Annotated in this window: 15 protein-coding genes; 8 read left to right on the top strand and 7 right to left on the bottom strand. The window is 45.3% G+C overall.

Annotation, left to right across the window (positions count from 1 at the left end):
- Window positions 1-265: 265 nt before the first annotated feature.
- The 3 genes from BUB19_RS22660 to BUB19_RS22665 form a co-directional block, all read right to left on the bottom strand.
- The gene (locus BUB19_RS22660) at window positions 266-2,167 is read right to left on the bottom strand and encodes an ATP-binding protein (RefSeq protein WP_073098026.1); all 1,902 of its coding nucleotides are present in this window, start codon (window positions 2,165-2,167) and stop codon (window positions 266-268) included.
- Between the two features lie 213 nt (window positions 2,168-2,380).
- The gene (locus tag BUB19_RS24705; RefSeq protein WP_317041603.1) at window positions 2,381-2,533 is read right to left on the bottom strand and encodes an NAD(P)-binding protein; all 153 of its coding nucleotides are present in this window, start codon (window positions 2,531-2,533) and stop codon (window positions 2,381-2,383) included.
- Between the two features lie 28 nt (window positions 2,534-2,561).
- Window positions 2,562-3,896, bottom strand: coding sequence for an aminotransferase class V-fold PLP-dependent enzyme (locus tag BUB19_RS22665; protein ID WP_073098028.1), 1,335 nt, complete (start codon window positions 3,894-3,896; stop codon window positions 2,562-2,564).
- A 466-nt stretch (window positions 3,897-4,362) separates the two neighbouring features.
- Here BUB19_RS22665 and BUB19_RS22670 point away from each other — a divergent pair, with 466 nt between their 5' ends.
- A complete protein-coding gene (locus BUB19_RS22670) occupies window positions 4,363-5,313 on the top strand; it encodes an arginase (protein ID WP_178371563.1) in 951 nt (316 codons plus the stop codon).
- Window positions 5,314-5,323: 10 nt separating this feature from the next.
- On the opposite strand, the gene BUB19_RS22675 is transcribed toward BUB19_RS22670, so the two are convergent.
- From BUB19_RS22675 to BUB19_RS22690, 3 genes are all read right to left on the bottom strand, one after another.
- Entirely contained in the window at window positions 5,324-5,740 is a 417-nt protein-coding gene (locus tag BUB19_RS22675) for an NUDIX hydrolase (RefSeq protein ID WP_084097592.1), read from the bottom strand.
- A gap of 10 nt (window positions 5,741-5,750) precedes the next feature.
- Complete coding sequence (locus tag BUB19_RS22680) at window positions 5,751-6,710, bottom strand: nitrilase family protein (RefSeq protein ID WP_073098033.1); 960 nt, start codon at window positions 6,708-6,710, stop codon at window positions 5,751-5,753.
- Between the two features lie 394 nt (window positions 6,711-7,104).
- Entirely contained in the window at window positions 7,105-7,908 is an 804-nt protein-coding gene (locus BUB19_RS22690) for an endonuclease/exonuclease/phosphatase family protein (RefSeq protein ID WP_073098035.1), read from the bottom strand.
- 351 nt (window positions 7,909-8,259) lie between these two features.
- Between BUB19_RS22690 and BUB19_RS22695 the strand changes: the two genes are divergently transcribed.
- The 6 genes from BUB19_RS22695 to BUB19_RS22720 all read left to right on the top strand — a co-directional run bounded on the left by BUB19_RS22695 (window position 8,260) and on the right by BUB19_RS22720 (window position 16,955).
- Window positions 8,260-12,273, top strand: a complete 4,014-nt coding sequence (locus BUB19_RS22695; RefSeq protein ID WP_073098036.1) for a response regulator — start codon at window positions 8,260-8,262, stop codon at window positions 12,271-12,273.
- 122 nt (window positions 12,274-12,395) lie between these two features.
- Entirely contained in the window at window positions 12,396-13,322 is a 927-nt protein-coding gene (locus BUB19_RS22700; protein WP_073098082.1) for a ribose-phosphate pyrophosphokinase, read from the top strand.
- A 28-nt stretch (window positions 13,323-13,350) separates the two neighbouring features.
- On the top strand, window positions 13,351-13,941 hold the full coding sequence (locus tag BUB19_RS22705) for a 50S ribosomal protein L25/general stress protein Ctc (RefSeq protein ID WP_073098037.1): 591 nt from the start codon (window positions 13,351-13,353) through the stop codon (window positions 13,939-13,941).
- 421 nt (window positions 13,942-14,362) lie between these two features.
- Complete coding sequence (pth, locus tag BUB19_RS22710; protein WP_073098039.1) at window positions 14,363-14,923, top strand: aminoacyl-tRNA hydrolase; 561 nt, start codon at window positions 14,363-14,365, stop codon at window positions 14,921-14,923.
- 3 nt (window positions 14,924-14,926) lie between these two features.
- Window positions 14,927-15,217: a thiamine-binding protein gene (locus tag BUB19_RS22715; protein WP_073098041.1), complete on the top strand. Its 291-nt coding sequence runs from the start codon at window positions 14,927-14,929 to the stop codon at window positions 15,215-15,217.
- A 7-nt stretch (window positions 15,218-15,224) separates the two neighbouring features.
- Window positions 15,225-16,955: a capsule assembly Wzi family protein gene (locus BUB19_RS22720; RefSeq protein WP_073098043.1), complete on the top strand. Its 1,731-nt coding sequence runs from the start codon at window positions 15,225-15,227 to the stop codon at window positions 16,953-16,955.
- Between the two features lie 54 nt (window positions 16,956-17,009).
- Here BUB19_RS22720 and BUB19_RS22725 read toward each other — a convergent pair whose 3' ends face one another.
- Window positions 17,010-17,435 (bottom strand): Dabb family protein, encoded by a 426-nt coding sequence (locus tag BUB19_RS22725; RefSeq protein WP_073098044.1) that lies wholly within the window; start codon window positions 17,433-17,435, stop codon window positions 17,010-17,012.
- A gap of 304 nt (window positions 17,436-17,739) precedes the next feature.
- On the opposite strand from BUB19_RS22725, the gene BUB19_RS22730 reads away from it, so the two are divergent.
- Window positions 17,740-18,141 carry a response regulator gene (locus BUB19_RS22730; protein ID WP_073098046.1) on the top strand — a complete coding sequence of 134 codons (402 nt, stop codon included), beginning with the start codon at window positions 17,740-17,742 and terminating at the stop codon, window positions 18,139-18,141.
- Window positions 18,142-18,181 lie beyond the last annotated feature (40 nt).

Raw genomic sequence — 18,181 nt, forward strand, 5'->3', positions numbered from 1 at the left:
CAAGAAGGGATGATTATCAACCTGCGACCCTGTCTTCCGGCAGGCAGGGAGTCCCCGTCCGGCTGGCGTCAGCCAGCCGGACATCTGACCATAAAAATCAAATGATAAACAATAGAAAATAAGACAAAGGAAGCGCTGAAATCAAAGCCAGCCTGATGATATCCGGCCAATCGAATACGTGTAAGCGTAGAGATTAGCCGTTTGGTCACAATCCCCGGTTTTATACCCTTGGTTATTTTCCTTTCGCCCCATCGGCGCTCCTGGCTTATCCACAATCGAATTCAGGTTTTTGGCATTTCTTTAATTGAAGTGTAAACTGAGTACCCCATCCGGACAGGCTCTGCACATCCATTTTGCCCCCATTCAATGTGAGGAATTGCTTGACCAACAGAAGACCTAAACCGGTACCCTTTTCGTTTGCAGTACCTACCATCGATGGCATGCGCCCTCCTTCATCTCCGTTGATCAGATTTTGATGCATTTCGTCTATGCCTACACCGGAATCTTTGATGTGACAAAAGATAAACTGTCCGTCTTCTTCATAAAAAATATCGATCCGACCATATTCCGGAGTGAATTTGATGGCATTCCCAATCAGGTTTTGGAGGATGATCTTCAGGTGATTTTTGTCTATCCATGCTTTGTTTGGCATACCGTCTTCGATCTGGTGCCGGACGTCAATAAATTTGGCGTTAAGCTGGAAATTCAGGTGTGCCAATACCCTGTCTACCAACTCGGCCAAAAACACTTCAGCCGGATTTGCATCCATACCATCCATTTGGGTATTGGCCCATTCAAGGAGGTCATTTAACAAATGCTCTGTGTTTTTTACCTGGCCGGAAAGCAGGGCAAATACATCCAACTCTTCTTTTTCATCAAAAAAACCCTGTCCTCTCATGTCCAGCAGTTGCTTGATGGCATTGATTGGTGATCTCAGGTCGTGAGAAATGATGGACAAAAGCCGGGTTCGTACATGATTCAATTCTTTCAATGATTGATTTTGCTGGCCTATCAGGTCTTTTTGTTGCCTGATCGCCTGGTTTTTCTTTTCCAAAGAGCGGTTAAAATGCTCCTTCAATCGCAGATGCTTAGCAAAAAAATACAGCAAACCGGCCAATAGCAGTACCAATACCGCTAAGAAAAACATCAATTTGTAATGCTGTTGTATCTGGTTGCTGTCCCGCTCCTTTTCCGCCCTTAGCCGTTGATTGTCCGCCTGAGCAAGGTTGAGCTGCAGTCGTGCCATCTGCCGGTTTTTTGCCGCATCATACAGGCTGTCACTGTAAGCCTTGTGGGCTTTCAATTGATAAAAAGCTTTATCGAAAATACCCAGTGCACTATACACCTGACTCAACAGACCGGTCACCTGCTGCAGGTCCCAGGTGGCACCATGGGATTCGGCTATCAACAATGCTTGCTCTCCATAATGCAGTGCGCTATCGATTTCTCCTTTGTCAAACTTCAATTTTGCCAGGCCCGTCAATGCAAAAGACTTTTCCCAATTGGTCAGAGAAAATTCATCCTGCAGTACATCCGCAAACAAATACTCCGCCCTGTCGAAGTTTCCCATTTCATGGTATACCTGGGCCATTCTGTTTTTGACCATCAGGTTTAGCACTGCTTTCCTATCTGCTTCCAAAAAACCAATAGCCTCCTGCAGGTGCTCCATCGCCAGACCAAAATCTCCAAGCTCATCATAGGCTATACCTAAGTTGAAATGGTTTTTGGCTACACCCAAACTGTCCCCCAGAGAAACATTTACGGTCAGGCATTCCTCCAACAGTTGAATGGCTTCCGCATATTCCTTGTCCACCATCTGCACCAGTGCTATTCCGTTGGTCGCGTAGAGTACTTCTTTAACTGCTGCTGACTCTTCTCCATACCCCTTTGCTATTGCAAAATGCTCCAGGGCATCATTATAATTGCCAGCGATATAATGGACCCGCCCCGCCTGATTGTGGATTCTGGCCAGAAGCAATGGATCCTGCAGACCTTCCCCTTGCTCTAAAGCCTGATTTACCAAAACGAGGGATTCATCCTTCTGATCGTATTGGATGGCGCTGGCTCGTTTTAGCAGAGAATCAATCTTATCCCATGCCTGAGCATTGACCCTGTATGTGGAAAAAAGAGTCACTAAAAGCAGTAAGATGAAGCATCTTCCGGGCATGATATTCACATGAATAATTCGCTGTTTCTTATAAAATGTTTAAGAACAAAAATAGTTAAAACAGTGAATTCCACAAATAAAATTCTTGTTAAATTAATTTAATAAAATAAAAGTACTTTAAATACAGATAAATGTTTTTAAAACAAATCTATCAGTACTCTGCTGGCTGCATGATACCCACCCATCCCATGTACACCTCCTCCGGTCGGGGTATCAAAAGCAGATATCATGCTGAAAGCCCTGCAATGTCACCTCTCTGGTACGCATACCGCCCCCGCCCTGGTCCCTACACCCGATCAGCAGCACGTTCTTCCCTTGCTGAATTAAAACAATAGCTGCACCACACCCATTGGGACCCGAACCCACGGCTACTGCATCATATGATTTTCTGACATTATGCCCCCTTTGAATTCAGGCTTTGGTTTCCGTTTTCCTCCGCTAACCTGGACAGGGCAAGGACGAGTCTATCCAAATCCGACAGTCGGGTGTAGACATGGGGCGAAACCCTCACACAATTGATGTTGCCATAGCTGATGGAAGTGGTGTGTATCTTGTATTTACTCAAAAGCTGTTGTCCCAGCGCCTGAGGTGTCATGCCCTCTATGGACACACCGGCAATGGCACAACTGTAGGCAGTCTTCAGAGAGGTGTGTATTTTAACGGAAGGGATGGACATGGCTTTTTCCGCCCAGTAATTTTTCAGATAACGCACCCTTTCTTCTTTTCTCCCGGCTCCTAAGCCATTATGGAAATTCAGTGCTTCTCCGATGCCCTGCTCAATCGGAAAGCTCCTGGTACCGAGAGTCTCAAACTTTCTGATGTCGGCACTTTTAGGATCACCATGGCATAGCAAAGGCCATACTTTAGAAATATTTTTCTTATTTATCCAAAGCATGCCGGTCCCAATAGGTGCAGATAGGTATTTGTGCAGACTGGTACCAAAATAATCTGCATCCAGATCCGGAATATTAAAATCGAGCAAACCAAAGGAATGCGCCCCATCTACTATCACTTCCACACCTTTCTCATGAGCCATCTGACAGATTTTCTTAACCGGCATGATCTGTCCCACCCAGTTGATCACATGGGTCAGGTGAAGTATCCTGGTACGGGAAGTAATCGCATTGCGGTAGTGCTCGACAATGGTATCCTCATCCTCTATGGGAAAATCGAAGGAAATCTGTTTGTAAACGATGCCTTCTCTCTGTGCGCGCTGAGTCCAGGCCTGCATCATATTGGGATAATCCTGTTTACAACCAATAACTTCGTCTCCTTTTTCCAAATCTATACCGTAAATAACCGTATTCAGCGCTTCGGTAGCGTTCCGGTTGACTGCGATTTCTTCCGGATCACATCCTGCCAATAGGGCGAGTTTTTCCCGCAATGGCTCTCTCCCCTGATCCAGAATTCGCCACATGTAATAAGAAGGAGCCTGATTAGACATTTGGTTATACCGGTCTACAGCATCCAGGACCAGCTTTGGACTGGGAGATACGCCTCCATTATTCAAATTCAATACCGGAGATGAACTTGCAGGGTAGGCTTGCTGAATGAGCGCCCAAAAATCCTCATTCTCCGCCATCTTTTCTGCACTTACATTTTTGTACAAATCACTTTTTGCGGCTAAATCCTCTGCAAACAGCTGCTGATATAAGCTATTGCAGGAAAATGCTCCGGTAAGTACCGCAGCTTTTCTAAAGAAGTCTCTTCTGTTGGTCGTAGATTTCATTTCTGCTTGTTTTGGTTAGTGGTTAATTCAATTTGTCCTTTACACAGATTCCTTCGTTTTTTTGCTGCACCGGAACCCGTCCGCAAAATAATCAAATTTTTCGGTCTGTGAAGTCTGTTTTATCTGTAAAGGTCACTTCCTGATTTTGGAAACCAAAATCAACAATAGACGGTATGGTGCAGATGGCGGATAGTAGGCAATTGCTGCCGGGAAGCAAAATACAAACACCGCAAATCGACTGTTTTCAGGTAGCATCCGAAGCCCGAACAGGCCGATTAATTTAAGGTTACAGTACGGCGCTGGTTAGGCACCCGGTACCGGCAGATTTTCCTATTACAGCATGGACAGGGAACCAACATCTGATCTGCAGGTAGCTTCCCCCTGCTTCAGGTGATTTCTTTTGAACGGAAAAAAATTTGCTTCAGGAACCATTTTGTCGGAATTTTGAGCTTTAAAGTAAAAGTTGATGAGAGATATAAAATTGGTAGAGGTCAGGTCGGAACTTGCTGCTGGAACCCGGGGAGCCAGCATGGGTATTGATGCCCTTAAAGTCGCCAGCCTGGACAAAAAATCTGACTTTTTTTCAAAATTTGACCCGGTCAACGTCAAAGATGCCAACGACTATCTCTGGCGGGGTAACGAACACCCATTTGCAAAATACATAGACGGCGTATATGAGGTAATTCATAACGTCTATACGACCATCAAAGATTTGCGGGAACGGCGCAAATTTCCGATTGTCCTCGCCGGAGATCATTCCACCGCGGCAGGCACCATAATGGGTATCAAAGCCGCTCATACTGACCGAAGGTTGGGGGTGATCTGGATCGATGCACATGCTGACCTGCATTCTCCATATACCAGCCCATCCGGCAACATGCATGGCATGCCCCTGGCCATATGTCTGGGAATAGATAACCTGGAGCAAAAGCAAAATGAACCCCTTCCGGGTACGATCGCATACTGGGAAAAACTAAAAAACCTGGGAGGCAAAAATCCTAAAATCATTCCGGAGGACATCGTTTTTATCGGCGTGAGATCCACCGAGGAACCAGAAAATTACCTGATCCGGCACCATGTTATCAACAATATTTCCGTGGCAGAGTCCAGGGCTTTGGGAATCAGGAATACTGCAGAGAAAGCTTTGCACCTGCTCCGGGACTGTGATCAGATATACATTTCATTTGATGTCGACAGTCTGGATACATCCATATCGAAAGGAACCGGCACTCCCGTTCCGGATGGTTTTACCATAAAGGAAGCAGTGGATCTGAATGAGGCCCTTATCAAAGACAAAAGGGTCTGTGCCTGGGAAATTGTAGAGGTTAATCCCACACTGGACACCGAAAATGCCATGGCAGAAAATGCCTTTGAGGTATTGGAATCAACTACCATTTCTCTGATTCAAAACTTTTGATGGGGGAAGCCTATTCTGCAGGATACCTTTCTGAGAATATGCTAGCGAAAGCCTTTACATTGGGATACATGAAATCTGCGTCTAGTACTTCCTGAGCAGAATAATACCGTACTTCAGTACATTCTGGCGAAGCAACATAGCGTAGATCTACCAATGAGGTCTGGTACATTACGTTGGCAATAAAAATCCCATTATGATTTTTTACTGTAAAAAAGTAGCTGGGTTGGTCTGCGATTGATTTAGTTTTGAGTCGCATTTCTTCCCAGATCTCTCTTTTTATCCCTTCCTGTGGGGTTTCACCATGATCCAAGCCGCCGCCGGGTAATTCCCACATACCATTCTCCTCTCTGACCAGCAGAAATCGATTGTTCCTATCCAATATCAGGGCTTTTACACTCAGCCTGTAAAAGCATTGCGGAATTTCCATGGTCACCATGTTACTTGCCGTCCTGCTCAGACAGCCAGGCTACTTTCTGCATGGGTCGATGTTCCTTTCCCAGAATGTCCCGGTAAAGGGCCGGCCTGCGCGCATTGCGGTAACGGTACCCGCCTGCCTGCTGCAGTTTTTCAGGCCTCAATGTTGCCAATACAAAATCATCTTCCAATTTGCGGCATTCAGCGAGGATATCACCAAAAGGGTCAATGACCATGGAACAACCATTTTTCAACTGGTCATCGTCCATACCAATGGGATTGGAAAAGACAGCGTAAATGGCATTATCGTACGCACGTGCCGGAAGCCATTTCATTAGCCATTGCCGACCCTTCAGGCCGTCAAACTCGATTCTCAGGGAAGTCGGGTCCTGGTGCCGGTTTTTCCAAAGCTCCGGGTCTACAAATCCCGCACCAGGACGTGAAGAGGGTGTACACATCGTCACATGGGGCATAAAGATCACATCCGCACCCAACAGGCAGGTAGCCCTGACGTTTTCAATAATGTTGTTGTCATAGCAAATCAGTATACCGCATTTCCAGCCATGTATCTCAAACACTGTATAGCTGGAACCAGGCGTGAGATGTGGGTTGATAAATGGGTGCAACTTGTGATGTTTGGCTACAAGACCGTCTGCATTTACGCAGACATAACATTTGAAAATCCTGTCGTTTTCACCTTTTTCAAAAAGCCCTGCCAGGATCGTAATGCCATGCTGCCTGGAAATCCGGGCAAGCCGCTGTACGCTGGGTCCACCCGGGACAAGTTCAGCCAAATCAAGCATTTGCGCCCGGTCCAGTTTGCGGGCAAAGGTATACCCGGTGATGGAGCATTCATGAAAGGCGATTACCTTGGCTCCCTGCCTGGCAGCCGCTTCGCTCAACGCTGCTATACGATCCAGGTTATAGGCCTTATCACTGCTCCTATGTTCAAACTGGGCAGTGGCCACAATTAATTCCTCCATATGTTGAATATTCGATAAGACTTCTTTTTGAGTGACAGGATGTTTTACCTGAAAACTGGTACCATCCCTCTCAGCCTGTTAAATGCCGGGAGGTTCAGGAGAAATGACAAGACCATTTCCGCGCTCAAGTCCACTCTTCATGCAGGCACCGATTTGTTTTCATTCTGCTCCGGTCACCTACATCCGCCCCAATCGTCCTGGGGTAAAAAGAGCTTCCCTGGCAGACAAGCCATCCTTTACCTCTTTTTTCTTATCCGCTGCACTTGCTGAACTTTAGCTGTGGAAAAGCAAACCAATTGCTGAAATTTCAGCCGGGCCAAAATAGCGGTGGATTGCTGATACAAGATACGTTCATTCTCCCGCAAGGCAAGGGAATAACCCTAAATTTTACAGACTACCAATAAAGTGTAGCCAAAACAGGAAGATGGTCAGATGCGTATTTTTCATCGATTACCCGGTGTTCCTTTACCTGTATTTTATCTGCGGGCCGGTAAAAGATGAAATCGATCGCCTTCCTGGGTTCGAGCACCGGAATAGTCGGCGGACAATCTTCAGGGCAGGTACGCTTAAAAAATCCGTCCAGTTCATCAATGGCAGCGGACCCAATTTCTGCATTAAAATCTCCCGCCAGGATAACCGGGAGCTCCTCCCCGTCAAAAAATGCGCTGATGTCGCTGGCCTGATTGGCTGCATTTACATCACTGCTAAAATCCAGGTGGGTGGATGCAAATTTAATTTTCTCACCAGCTGAAAGAGTAACCTCCACCACGAGCAGGGCTCTGGGTTCGGTACCAGGGGCCGAAGTCAGGGACTTCTTCCTTCCTTCTCCGATAGGAAACCGCGATAATATGGCATTACCATACTGACCTCCCTGAAACGAAATCGATGCCTCGAAATAATAATGCATCCCTGTCATTTCCGCCAGCGCTTTGGCCTGGTGTGATCCGGCACCGGATCGCTGCGTATATACATCTACCTCCTGCAGGGCCACCAGGTCAGCTCCGCTCTCTTGGATTACCCGTGCTATCGCGGGCAGGTCTATGGAATCAGGAATGGACGGTGGATTGGCATGGTGGATATTATAGGCCAGCACCTTTAGCTCATTCTGGCAATATCCCCGGAAACAAACGCCTAAATAAAACAGCAAGATCAACGAGTAAAGGGGGTGTCGCCGGAAGGAAAAACGAAAAATCTGCATGATTGATTATTTTCAAATATGATTTTTTCACAAAGATAGCAAATCGGATTTACATATCAGTATAGCATCCACTTCCCTTATCCCTGTATTCGGGCCGGGGCACCGTTTTATTTACCATTCAGTTTCCATCTGATGCTGATTTTAAAGGGAGTTGGAGACAGGGATAATGCATCCTGTTACATTCATTGATCCGCTTATCCGCTTAAAAATGATTTTTAAATATTACTTTTTGATTTTTACAAACTATATTTGGTAATTTCCATTAATCCTTAGGAAAAATACATAATTATTTTTAGGATATACTATCAATTTTATTTAAAATCACCATTATTTAACAGTCACGACCATACAATGAACAGCAATGCTGCACCCTATCCGGAAAATGAAACCCAGCGGCTGGAGGCACTGTATGCCACCCAGCTTCTGGACACTTTACCGGAAACTTCTTTTGACAAAATAACGGAGTTGGCCGCCGCTATCTGCGACACTCCCATAGCATTGGTAACGTTTGTGGATCAGGACAGGCAATGGTTCAAATCAAAAGTAGGCCTGGACCTTTACGAAACCAGGAGATCTGATTCCTTTTGCCAATTCACCATTTTACAGGACGAATTGTTTGAAGTACCCGATGCTGAACAGGATTCAAGATTTGCACAAAACAAATACGTATCCGGAGAGGAGCATATCCGGTTCTACGCCGGTTATCCAATAAAGACCGAAAATGGATTGAACCTCGGGACCTTATGTGTATTGGACAATAAGCCCAGAAAACTGCGAGAAGACCAAATCCAGGCCCTGCACACTCTTTCCAGAGAGGTGGAAACACTGATTCAACTGCAGTTGGAGAAATTAAGGCTGCAAAATTTGAATCAAAAGCTCGAAAAGGTATTGACACACCTTGGCGATTTGGTGCTGCTTGCAGACAAGAACTTCGTGATTGTGGAATATTTTGTATCCGGAAAAAACCAGCTGTCATGGCCGTCGGAAATAAATACAAAAAAGGAGATCGATGTATCGGGAATACCGGGAGAACACGGGACTGTTATAAAAAACTTATTGGATGAGGTATTCACCACTGGCAATAAGCAGTTTCGGGAGTACTCGGTTACGAATGAACGGGAAGAAGACTGGTATGAGATCAGCTGTGAACCGTCAACGGCCGAAAACAACGAAGCCTTGTGTATCATCAATCAGGTCAGCCATATCAAGAAACGGGAATTAAGAATTAAAGACCGGGAAAATGAAGCCCGGAAGTTTTTTGAGCAGGCGCAGGGGCTCATGTTTAAACATGACATGCAGGGAAACATCCTGCAAATCAACAAGGCAGGGGCGGCAATTCTTGGTTATTCTGCGCAGGATATACTGGCAAAAAACCTAAAAGACCTGGTGGAGAAAAGGGATTTTTTTGAGCAATACATGGCAGAATTGCAGGATAAAAAATGTTTTAACGGCAAAGGCAAGTTGGTATCCAGGGATGGATCTCCTGTGATTTTTCATTTCAACAATGTGCTGTTTGAATCACATCTGGGAGATTCTTACATTTTAGGAAATGGTCTGGATATGTCGGCTTACTATAAGGTGCATGAAGACCTTAATGAGGCGGCCACTGCAATTTCTGAGGAAAGGGCGCTGCTGCGCACCATTATCGATAACATCCCCACCAATATTTATGTAAAAAACACCCGGTACGAAAAGACCCTGGTAAATAGGGCAGAGTTGGAATATCTCGGTTTCACTGAGGAACAGCAGGTACTTGGCTCAACGGATGAAAAGTGGTACACTCATGGCAGTGCCCGGGAAGCTCAGAAAGAAGATGAGTCCGTTGTCTCGGACGGCCATATGATCATCAATAAAGAAGTAGTCCAGGAGCAAAAAAACGGAAGAAAAAAGTACTGCCTGATATCCAAAATACCTCTGAAAGACGATTCAGGAAAAATCATTGGCATGGTGGGGCTAACGCATGATATCAGTGAAAGGAAAAAGGCTGAAATAGCCCTGATGGAAAAAAGCAGGAGGCTGGATGCCATCATCAGGGGTACGCATGCAGGTACCTGGGAGTGGAATATCAATACCGATGAAATCATCATCAATAACCGATATGCAGAAATGCTGGGGTATACAGCGGACGAACTTCTGCAATTCTCCTCTCAAAAATGGAATGAGCTGTGCCATCCGGATGACTTTCTTCATCGTGAACACCTCCTGCAAAAGCATTTTGATAAAAAATCTGATTATTATCAGGCTGAAATACGCCTGAAGCACAAGGACGGCCACTGGGTCTGGATTCAGGACCGGGGGAAGGTGTTTACCTGGGATTCAAAGTCTGGAAAGCCTACCCTGATGTACGGCACCCATCAGGATATCAGTGCAACCAAAGAAATAGAAAATCAACTCAAGGAGGCCAAAGAAAGTGCGGAAAATGCCAACAAAGCCAAATCTGAATTCCTGGCCAATATGAGTCATGAAATACGTACTCCGCTCAACGGTGTAATAGGTTTTACGGACCTGTTGATGAAAACACCACTTTCGGATACCCAACTCCAGTACATGAATACGGTTTACCAGTCGGCACATTCACTTTTGGATCTGATCAATGATATTCTTGATTTTTCTAAAATAGAAGCCGGAAAGATGGACCTGTCCATAGAGCGGGCAGATCTCTATGAATTGGGCACCCAGGTAGCGGACATCACCAAGTACCAGGCCCATTCCAAAGGATTGGAACTGCTGGTTAATCTATCTACAGGTCTTCCGGGATTTATTTATGCCGATGATGTGCGGCTCAGGCAGATACTGGTCAACCTTCTCACAAATGCCATCAAATTTACAGACGAAGGAGAAGTAGAACTCAAAGTAGAGGTGAAAAACCCGGCCGAAAATGATAAATCACTGACCTTGTTCAGATTTTCAGTAAGGGATACCGGTATCGGTATTCCTTATGAAAAGCAGCGCAAAATTTTTGAGGCCTTTGCCCAGGAGGACGCCAGTACCACACGAAAATTTGGAGGCACAGGTTTAGGACTGTCGATTTCAAACAAGTTGCTTGAATTGATGGGTAGTCAGCTACAGCTCAAAAGTGAACCGGGTAAAGGGAGCCTTTTCTTTTTCGATATTCAGCTACGTGCTGAAAAAGGAGAGGAAGACCAATGGCCGGAAAATCACGATATTGAGCGGGTATTGGTAGTAGATGACAACGACACGAACCGAAATCTCTTGCAGGAGATAATGGAATCCAGAAACATCTCCTGCCTTCAGGCAGCAAACGGTATGGCGGCATTACAGCTTCTGGAAAAGAAAAGAGACATTGATTTGATCTTTATGGACCTGCGAATGCCATTTTTGGATGGAATCGAAGTAACAGAAAAAATAAGGCGGCTAAAACACCCGAAATTGTCAGCCGTGCCGGTGGTTTTACTCAGTAGCTCCAATGACGATGCGCTGGATCGCGACAAGATGCAGAAATTAAGCATCCATCACCGGCTGATAAAACCAATTAAAATGCAGCAAATTGGCCAGGTTCTCAACAAAGTTTCCCAGTCTCCGGATGGCGGAGAAATGTTGATAGAGGAGGAACGCCAGGAAAATGAGAATATACTGGCCAGCAAAAAATACATTGTATTGATCGCTGAGGATAACCCTATCAACATGAAACTTTCCAAAATTATCCTTTCAAAAGTAAGTCCCACCATTCAGATAGTAGAGGCCGACAACGGCCTGAAGGCATACGAATATGTAATACGGCAAAAGCCAGACCTGGTATTGATGGACGTGCAGATGCCGATAATGAATGGTTATGAAACAGCCAGAGCCATCCGTTCGGTCAAAAACGGCAAAGACCTTCCGATCATTGCGCTTACGGCGGGTACCGTAAAAGGCGAAAAAGAACGCTGCCTGGAAGCAGGTATGGATGATTATATGAGCAAACCGCTGGTTCAAAACAGCCTCACCTCCATGATCACCAAATGGCTCCTTCCGGAGCAACAACCGGAAAACCCCGGGCAGCAGCTGGAGAAAATGCAGGACAGTGAGAGCAAACATTTTGATAAGATCCACTTGCTCAGTCTCTTTGATGGAGACAAGGCGATAGGTAGGGAATTGCTGAAAATCGCCAGAACTACTTTGGAAGAAAGCCAGGATAAGCTCAGCAAAGCCCTGGATGACAAAGATCAAAAAAGTCTCCTGGAGGTAGGCCATAAATTAAAAGGATCAGCAGCTACAGCAGGATTTTTTCGACTCCTGCCACTTACAGATCAACTCGAAAAAGTGGCAGAAGCAGGTAAATATCAAACGCTCTTTAACATAGGCGCACAAATCAAGACAGAATTGAACTACCTGCTGGCGAATTATGACACATTCAAACTTTAGGTTTCTGTTCCGATCAGGTGCAGGTCTGGAGTAAAACCTATAGGCGTTGGTAAAAGGAGAACCGCCATTTTTTATTACCTTTGATGCTCCTAAAAGCAAACCACCAAAAAACATATCCTACTATGCCCGAGACCAAAATTTTCTCAGGTTCAAATACTCCCTATTTGGCCGAAAAGATCGCCAAAGCCTATGGCCAAACCCTCGGTAACCTGACCCTGGCAAAATTTAGCGATGGTGAAATGTCCCCCAGCTATAATGAATCCATTAGGGGATGCAACGTGTTTCTGATACAGTCCACCAATCCATCTGCCGATAATCTTCTCGAATTGTGCCTGATGATTGATGCGGCAAAACGCGCAAGTGCTTACAAGGTATGTGCGGTCATCCCCTATTTCGGATATGCCCGGCAAGACCGCAAAGACCGGCCCAGGGTAAGCATCGCGGCCAAGCTCATTGCAAATATGCTCACCTCGGCAGGTGCCGACCGGATCATGACTTGTGACCTTCATGCAGGCCAGATACAAGGATTTTTTGACATTCCTTTGGATCATTTGAACGGTTCAGCTATCTTTGTGCCCTATTTAAAAAGCCTGGATTTGGGCAACCTCATATTCGCTTCTCCTGATGTGGGTGGAGTAGGTAGAACCAGGGCCTATGCCAAACATTTTGAAGTAGATATGGTCGTCTGTGACAAGCACAGAAAAAGGGCCAACGAAGTGGCATCGATGCAGGTAATAGGAGATGTAGAAGGCAAGGATGTCGTCTTGGTAGATGATCTGGTTGATACAGCCGGCACCATGTGCAAAGCAGCAAACATTCTTCTGGACAAAGGAGCCAACTCGGTAAGGGCCATTTCCACACACGGCGTACTGTCTGGAAAGGCATACCAGAATATCGAGAAGTCTCAATTGTCTGAATTGGTCATTACGGATACCATTCCCGCCAAAAATGAATCTTCAAAGATAAAGGTGCTGTCGGTTGCAGATTTATTTGCCAAAGCCATTCATGCGGTTACCGGCAATACGTCTATAAGTTCCTTATTTATTTAGCAATTATAGTTTTAACCAATATATATTTATGAAATCAATTGAGATTATAGGGTTTAAAAGAGCAAATCTCGACAGAAAATCCCTGGATGTCCTTCGGGAGGAAGGAAACGTCCCTTGTGTAGTCTATGGACCAGGCATTAAAGAGCAGATCCATTTTCATTCTCCGGCCATTTTATTCAGAGACCTTATATACACGCCTGAAGTGCATATGGTAGACCTGAATATCGAAGGCACTAAAGTAAAAGCCATCCTTAGGGAAGCGCAATTTCATCCGGTGAGCGATGTATTGCTTCATGCTGATTTTCTTGCATTTAGCGATGATAAAGCCATTAAGATGGAAATCCCGGTAAAACCTTTTGGTAACTCTCCCGGAATCATCAAAGGTGGTAAACTGGAGGTAAAGACCAGGACACTACTGGTGAAAGGATTGGCTCAAGACCTTCCGGATGAAATACCAGTGGACATTTCCAGCCTGGAATTGGGTAAATCAGTCAAAGTAGCAGATTTGAATGTAGAAAAATTTGAATTGCTGAATAGTCCTAACGTCACCATTGCTACCATCGGTATTCCAAGGGCTCTGAGAGGCAAAAAAGGTGAAGAGGAAGATGCTGAGGTTTGATCCCTTAATAGTGTAAGAAAAAATTATTGATCCTGCCCTGTTTACCAACAGCGCAGGATTTTTTTTGTCGACTCCTGAAAGCGGTACAGGTTTGAAGGGACTGAATCATCCTGGCAATATCCCGCTGTAAAACCGGCGAGCTTTGGCTTAATTACCTGCAGGGAAAAGCCTGAGGGTAGCTTTTCGCAATTGTCAGGATAAAAATGCGGGCGTGTCGGAGGCGGCACAGAGAGGGATGGTTATCATTGCGTGATTCCACCCCGAAAAATCGGGGCAAGTGATGACAGCTAAAAAACAAATTATAAACACATGAAATCGAGCATGACGTAGCCGTCACATACTGGGATGACTAACAACCATGCGAGATTCCCTGTCTGCCGACAGGCAGGCATGTGGCCATTAAAGAACAAATTATAGACACATGAAATATCTAATCGCAGGTTTGGGTAATATCGGACCGGAATATGAGCTGACCCGGCACAATGCAGGCTTCCTGATCCTGGACAGACTTGCCGACGGTGAGAATCTCAAATGGGAAAGCAACCGGCTGGCCTTTACCTCCCTTTTGAAGCACAAAGGAAGACAGATTCACCTGATAAAACCAAGCACCTATATGAATCTCAGTGGCAAGGCTGTCAACTACTGGATGAAAGAATTAAAAATCCCGAAAGAAAATCTTTTGGTGGTAGTCGATGATATTGCCCTTCCTTTTGGTAAATTACGAATGAAAGCCAGGGGTTCTGACGCTGGGCACAATGGCTTAAAAAACATCGCTGAACTCACAGGGGGACAAAATTTTGCCCGGCTTCGATTTGGTATCGGAAATGATTTTCCTTCGGGACGGCAAATTGATTATGTGCTCGGCAGGTGGTCGCAGCAAGAGATCGATTCCCTACCGGAAGCCATGGATCGGGCGACGAACATGATCACTTCCTTTTGTACCATTGGGCTGGAAAAAACCATGAACCAATTTAATCAATAACCAATGCCTGACATCAATCTCGGAATACAGATCGTACCAAAGAGTAAAACCAGGGAAAGCTATCCTCTGGTAGACAAAGCCATCGCTGTGATCGCCGCCTCAGGTGTCAAATATGAGGTTACGCCCTTTGAGACCGTAATGGAAGGCCCGGAAGACCGGCTCATGGCCATCGCCAGACAGGCCCAGCAGGCTGTCCTGGACGCGGGAGCAGATGAAATACTGGTCTATTACCGCATGCAGATCAGACCTGGAGAAGATGTAAGTATGGCGAAGAAAACCGACCCCCACCGGTAAATGCCTCATGTACCGGCAAACCTGCAAGATTAAAAATATAGATTTTCCGGTACGGGGAAAACTCCTGGTGGGTATTGTGTTGTTTTTTCTGGGATCCGGAGTACTTTCAGGTCAAAGTCTGCCTGCAAACTTCCCTCTGGTTCAGGACTATTTGCGAAGGCAACAAATATCGGGCGAATTTCCCACAGCATACAGTTTTCAGCTTCTCCCGTTGAAAGCGGAACACATTCACCGGATCACCAATCCGCAGGATAGCAGCACCGGGCTGAGAATCACCAAGCCTCTATTGAGGGAAGACAAAAGTTTTCAGCTTCAGTTAATGCCCATTCAACTGAATCAAACCAACAATACCTCCCATCCCTACGGATGGGGCGATGGGCCTGTACTTCCTGCGAAAGGTTTTCAACATTTGATTGAATTGGGCTTTCAGGCAAACTGGGGTCCTCTAAGCCTGCAGCTATACCCCCAATTTTTTCATGCCCAAAACCTGCCGTTTGAGGAATATGATCCCTTCCTTCCCGAATTATTCTTTTTCCGGATCAGCAATTTTGTGGGACGCCTGGACATGCCCGTAAGACACGGCCGCCAATCCATAAAGCGGATGTTGCCGGGCAATTCCCACCTGAAAATCAATTTCGGTGCCTTTTCTGCCGGGGTATCTACCGAAAGTCTCTGGTGGGGGCCGGGTATACAAAATGCATTGCTGATAAGTGACAATGCCGAAGCTTTTCCGCATGCCACCATCCATACCCATAAGCCAGCGGAAACGGCCATCGGGCACTTTGAAGGTCAATACTTTATCGGTAAACTGGAAAATTCTAATTTGCCATATTACAGCGACAGTAGTTTTGAAGCCTACAGAAACTTCCCGACGGACTGGCGCTATTTTACCGGCATTGCGCTTATCTATTCCCCCAAATGGCTGGATGGATTATCTCTCGGCATTGGCAGAACCTTTATGATGTACAGCAGAAAGCTTGAGGAAGATGGGTTCGCTGCCTGGTTTCCGATTTTCGAAGGTTTGCAAAAGGAGCGGGTAGGTCTGAACACCTCAAGGTTTCGGGAGAGCGACCAACACCTCTCTGCCTTTGGCCGCTGGGTATTGCCCAAAGCAAAAACCGAGATTTATGCGGAATTTATGCGTACCGACCATGCCTTAAACTGGAGGGAGTTGATGTTGAATCCGGAACATGCAAGGGGCTTTACCCTCGGCTTGAGTAAAATAATTCCGATAGCGGGTCAGAAGCAGGTATATCTCAACCTCGAAATGAGCCAGACAGAAAGTAGTATCAATAATCTGGTGAAATATGAAGGAGACACTTATAATTTAAATCACGGTGGACTGGGTTTGTACGAAAATTTTCAGGTAGTACATGGTCTGACAAACAGAGGGCAGGTCCTCGGTTCCGGTCTTGGCCACAGCGGAAACAGCGCCAGAATCACCATCAGTAGGGTGAATGGGGTAAATACATGGGGAGGATCCCTGGAGCGGATCTCCAGGGAAAACAATTTTTATAATTTCAATATGGCAAACGGCCTGGATTTACTGCCTTGGGTAGACCTAAGCATAGCTGCTCATTGGGAAAAGCACGTGGGTGATTTCCTGATATCCACCCGTACCCGGTTAATCCGCTCCCATAATTATAACTTTGGCATCAGGCACAGCAATTCCCTGAGAGATTACGGAGAGCAGAGATTGAATTTTCACTCCAGAATCAAAATGGTTTATCTGTTTTGATACCGGGGTAATAAATAGGGCAAGCCTTAACCGGGGGAGGCCTGCCCTATTGCATCATTTGGCCCAATAATCCACTACAGTGACATCTTTCATGTGTGGACTCAGCACTTCTACAAATGCCTGGTGTTCGGGATGCGGCAAGTAAACCTCCCGATCGGCCTCACTCCCGAAGGTGACCAGAAAGCAATGGGTGAGGCCCTTGTTAAGCCCTTCCGGACTATTGTTCGTTCCCCATTCAAAATCTTTGATTTGAGGGATTTTATCCTTCAATGCGATAAAGGCATTTTCGACTTTTTTGATATCTTCCTCGGTAGACTCTTCCTTAAAGGAAAGCAATACCACATGCCTCAACATGGGCTCATCGTTTACATTTTGCTCCATTTCTACAGTTTCGGTTTCTACTATTTCCTCAGATTTGTTTCCAGACTGACAGGCGATTGCCAGCATAGACAGCAATACAATGGAAAAAAATTTATACATGATTTTTTTAGTTTAGGTTATACATTGAATGATTGAAAAGTAAAATAAATGAAAAAAAACCACTTAAGAGCAAAGATCTGTTTTATTATTGCCCTGATCAGACCCTAATATTACGCAAACATAGATTTTTATATGATTTCTTTCCTATTATTATTTGACCCAAAACCAATTTTTTGTATTACTTTTATTAAAATTTTGCCTATTCCTGCCCAAAATTAAAAAATAAAATATTTTCCTTCTGGGGGAAAGGTGAGATCGATAAAGTCAGGCAGCCATCAAACAGCATCGCACATTTGTAATTTTTATGGATAAAATCGGATTTACGTACATTGTGGATGATGATCCACTTTACAATTTTGGAACAAAGAAATTACTCGAATTCACTTCCTTTACCGAAGAAGTCTCGTTTTTTCTGAACGGGGAAACTGCATGGTTGGACTTCGAAAAAAGAATCAGGGAAGGCGACCGACTACCTGACGCCATCCTTCTTGATATCAATATGCCCATTATGAATGGCTGGCAATTCCTGGACCTGGTCAAGGAAGCTACATTTACACATCCGGTAAAGATATTTGTCATCTCCTCTTCTATCAATCAGGACGAAATGGATAGAGCAAACACCTATCCACATGTAGTAGACTACATCACCAAGCCCATGACACTGGATAAATTCAAAGATCTGAAGCAAAGAATTCTGAGTTTGTAATCCCGGCGGTTGGACCGAAGGGCATACCAAGCCATAACCA

The organism is Cyclobacterium lianum, from assembly GCF_900143075.1.
Lineage (GTDB): Bacteria > Bacteroidota > Bacteroidia > Cytophagales > Cyclobacteriaceae > Cyclobacterium > Cyclobacterium lianum.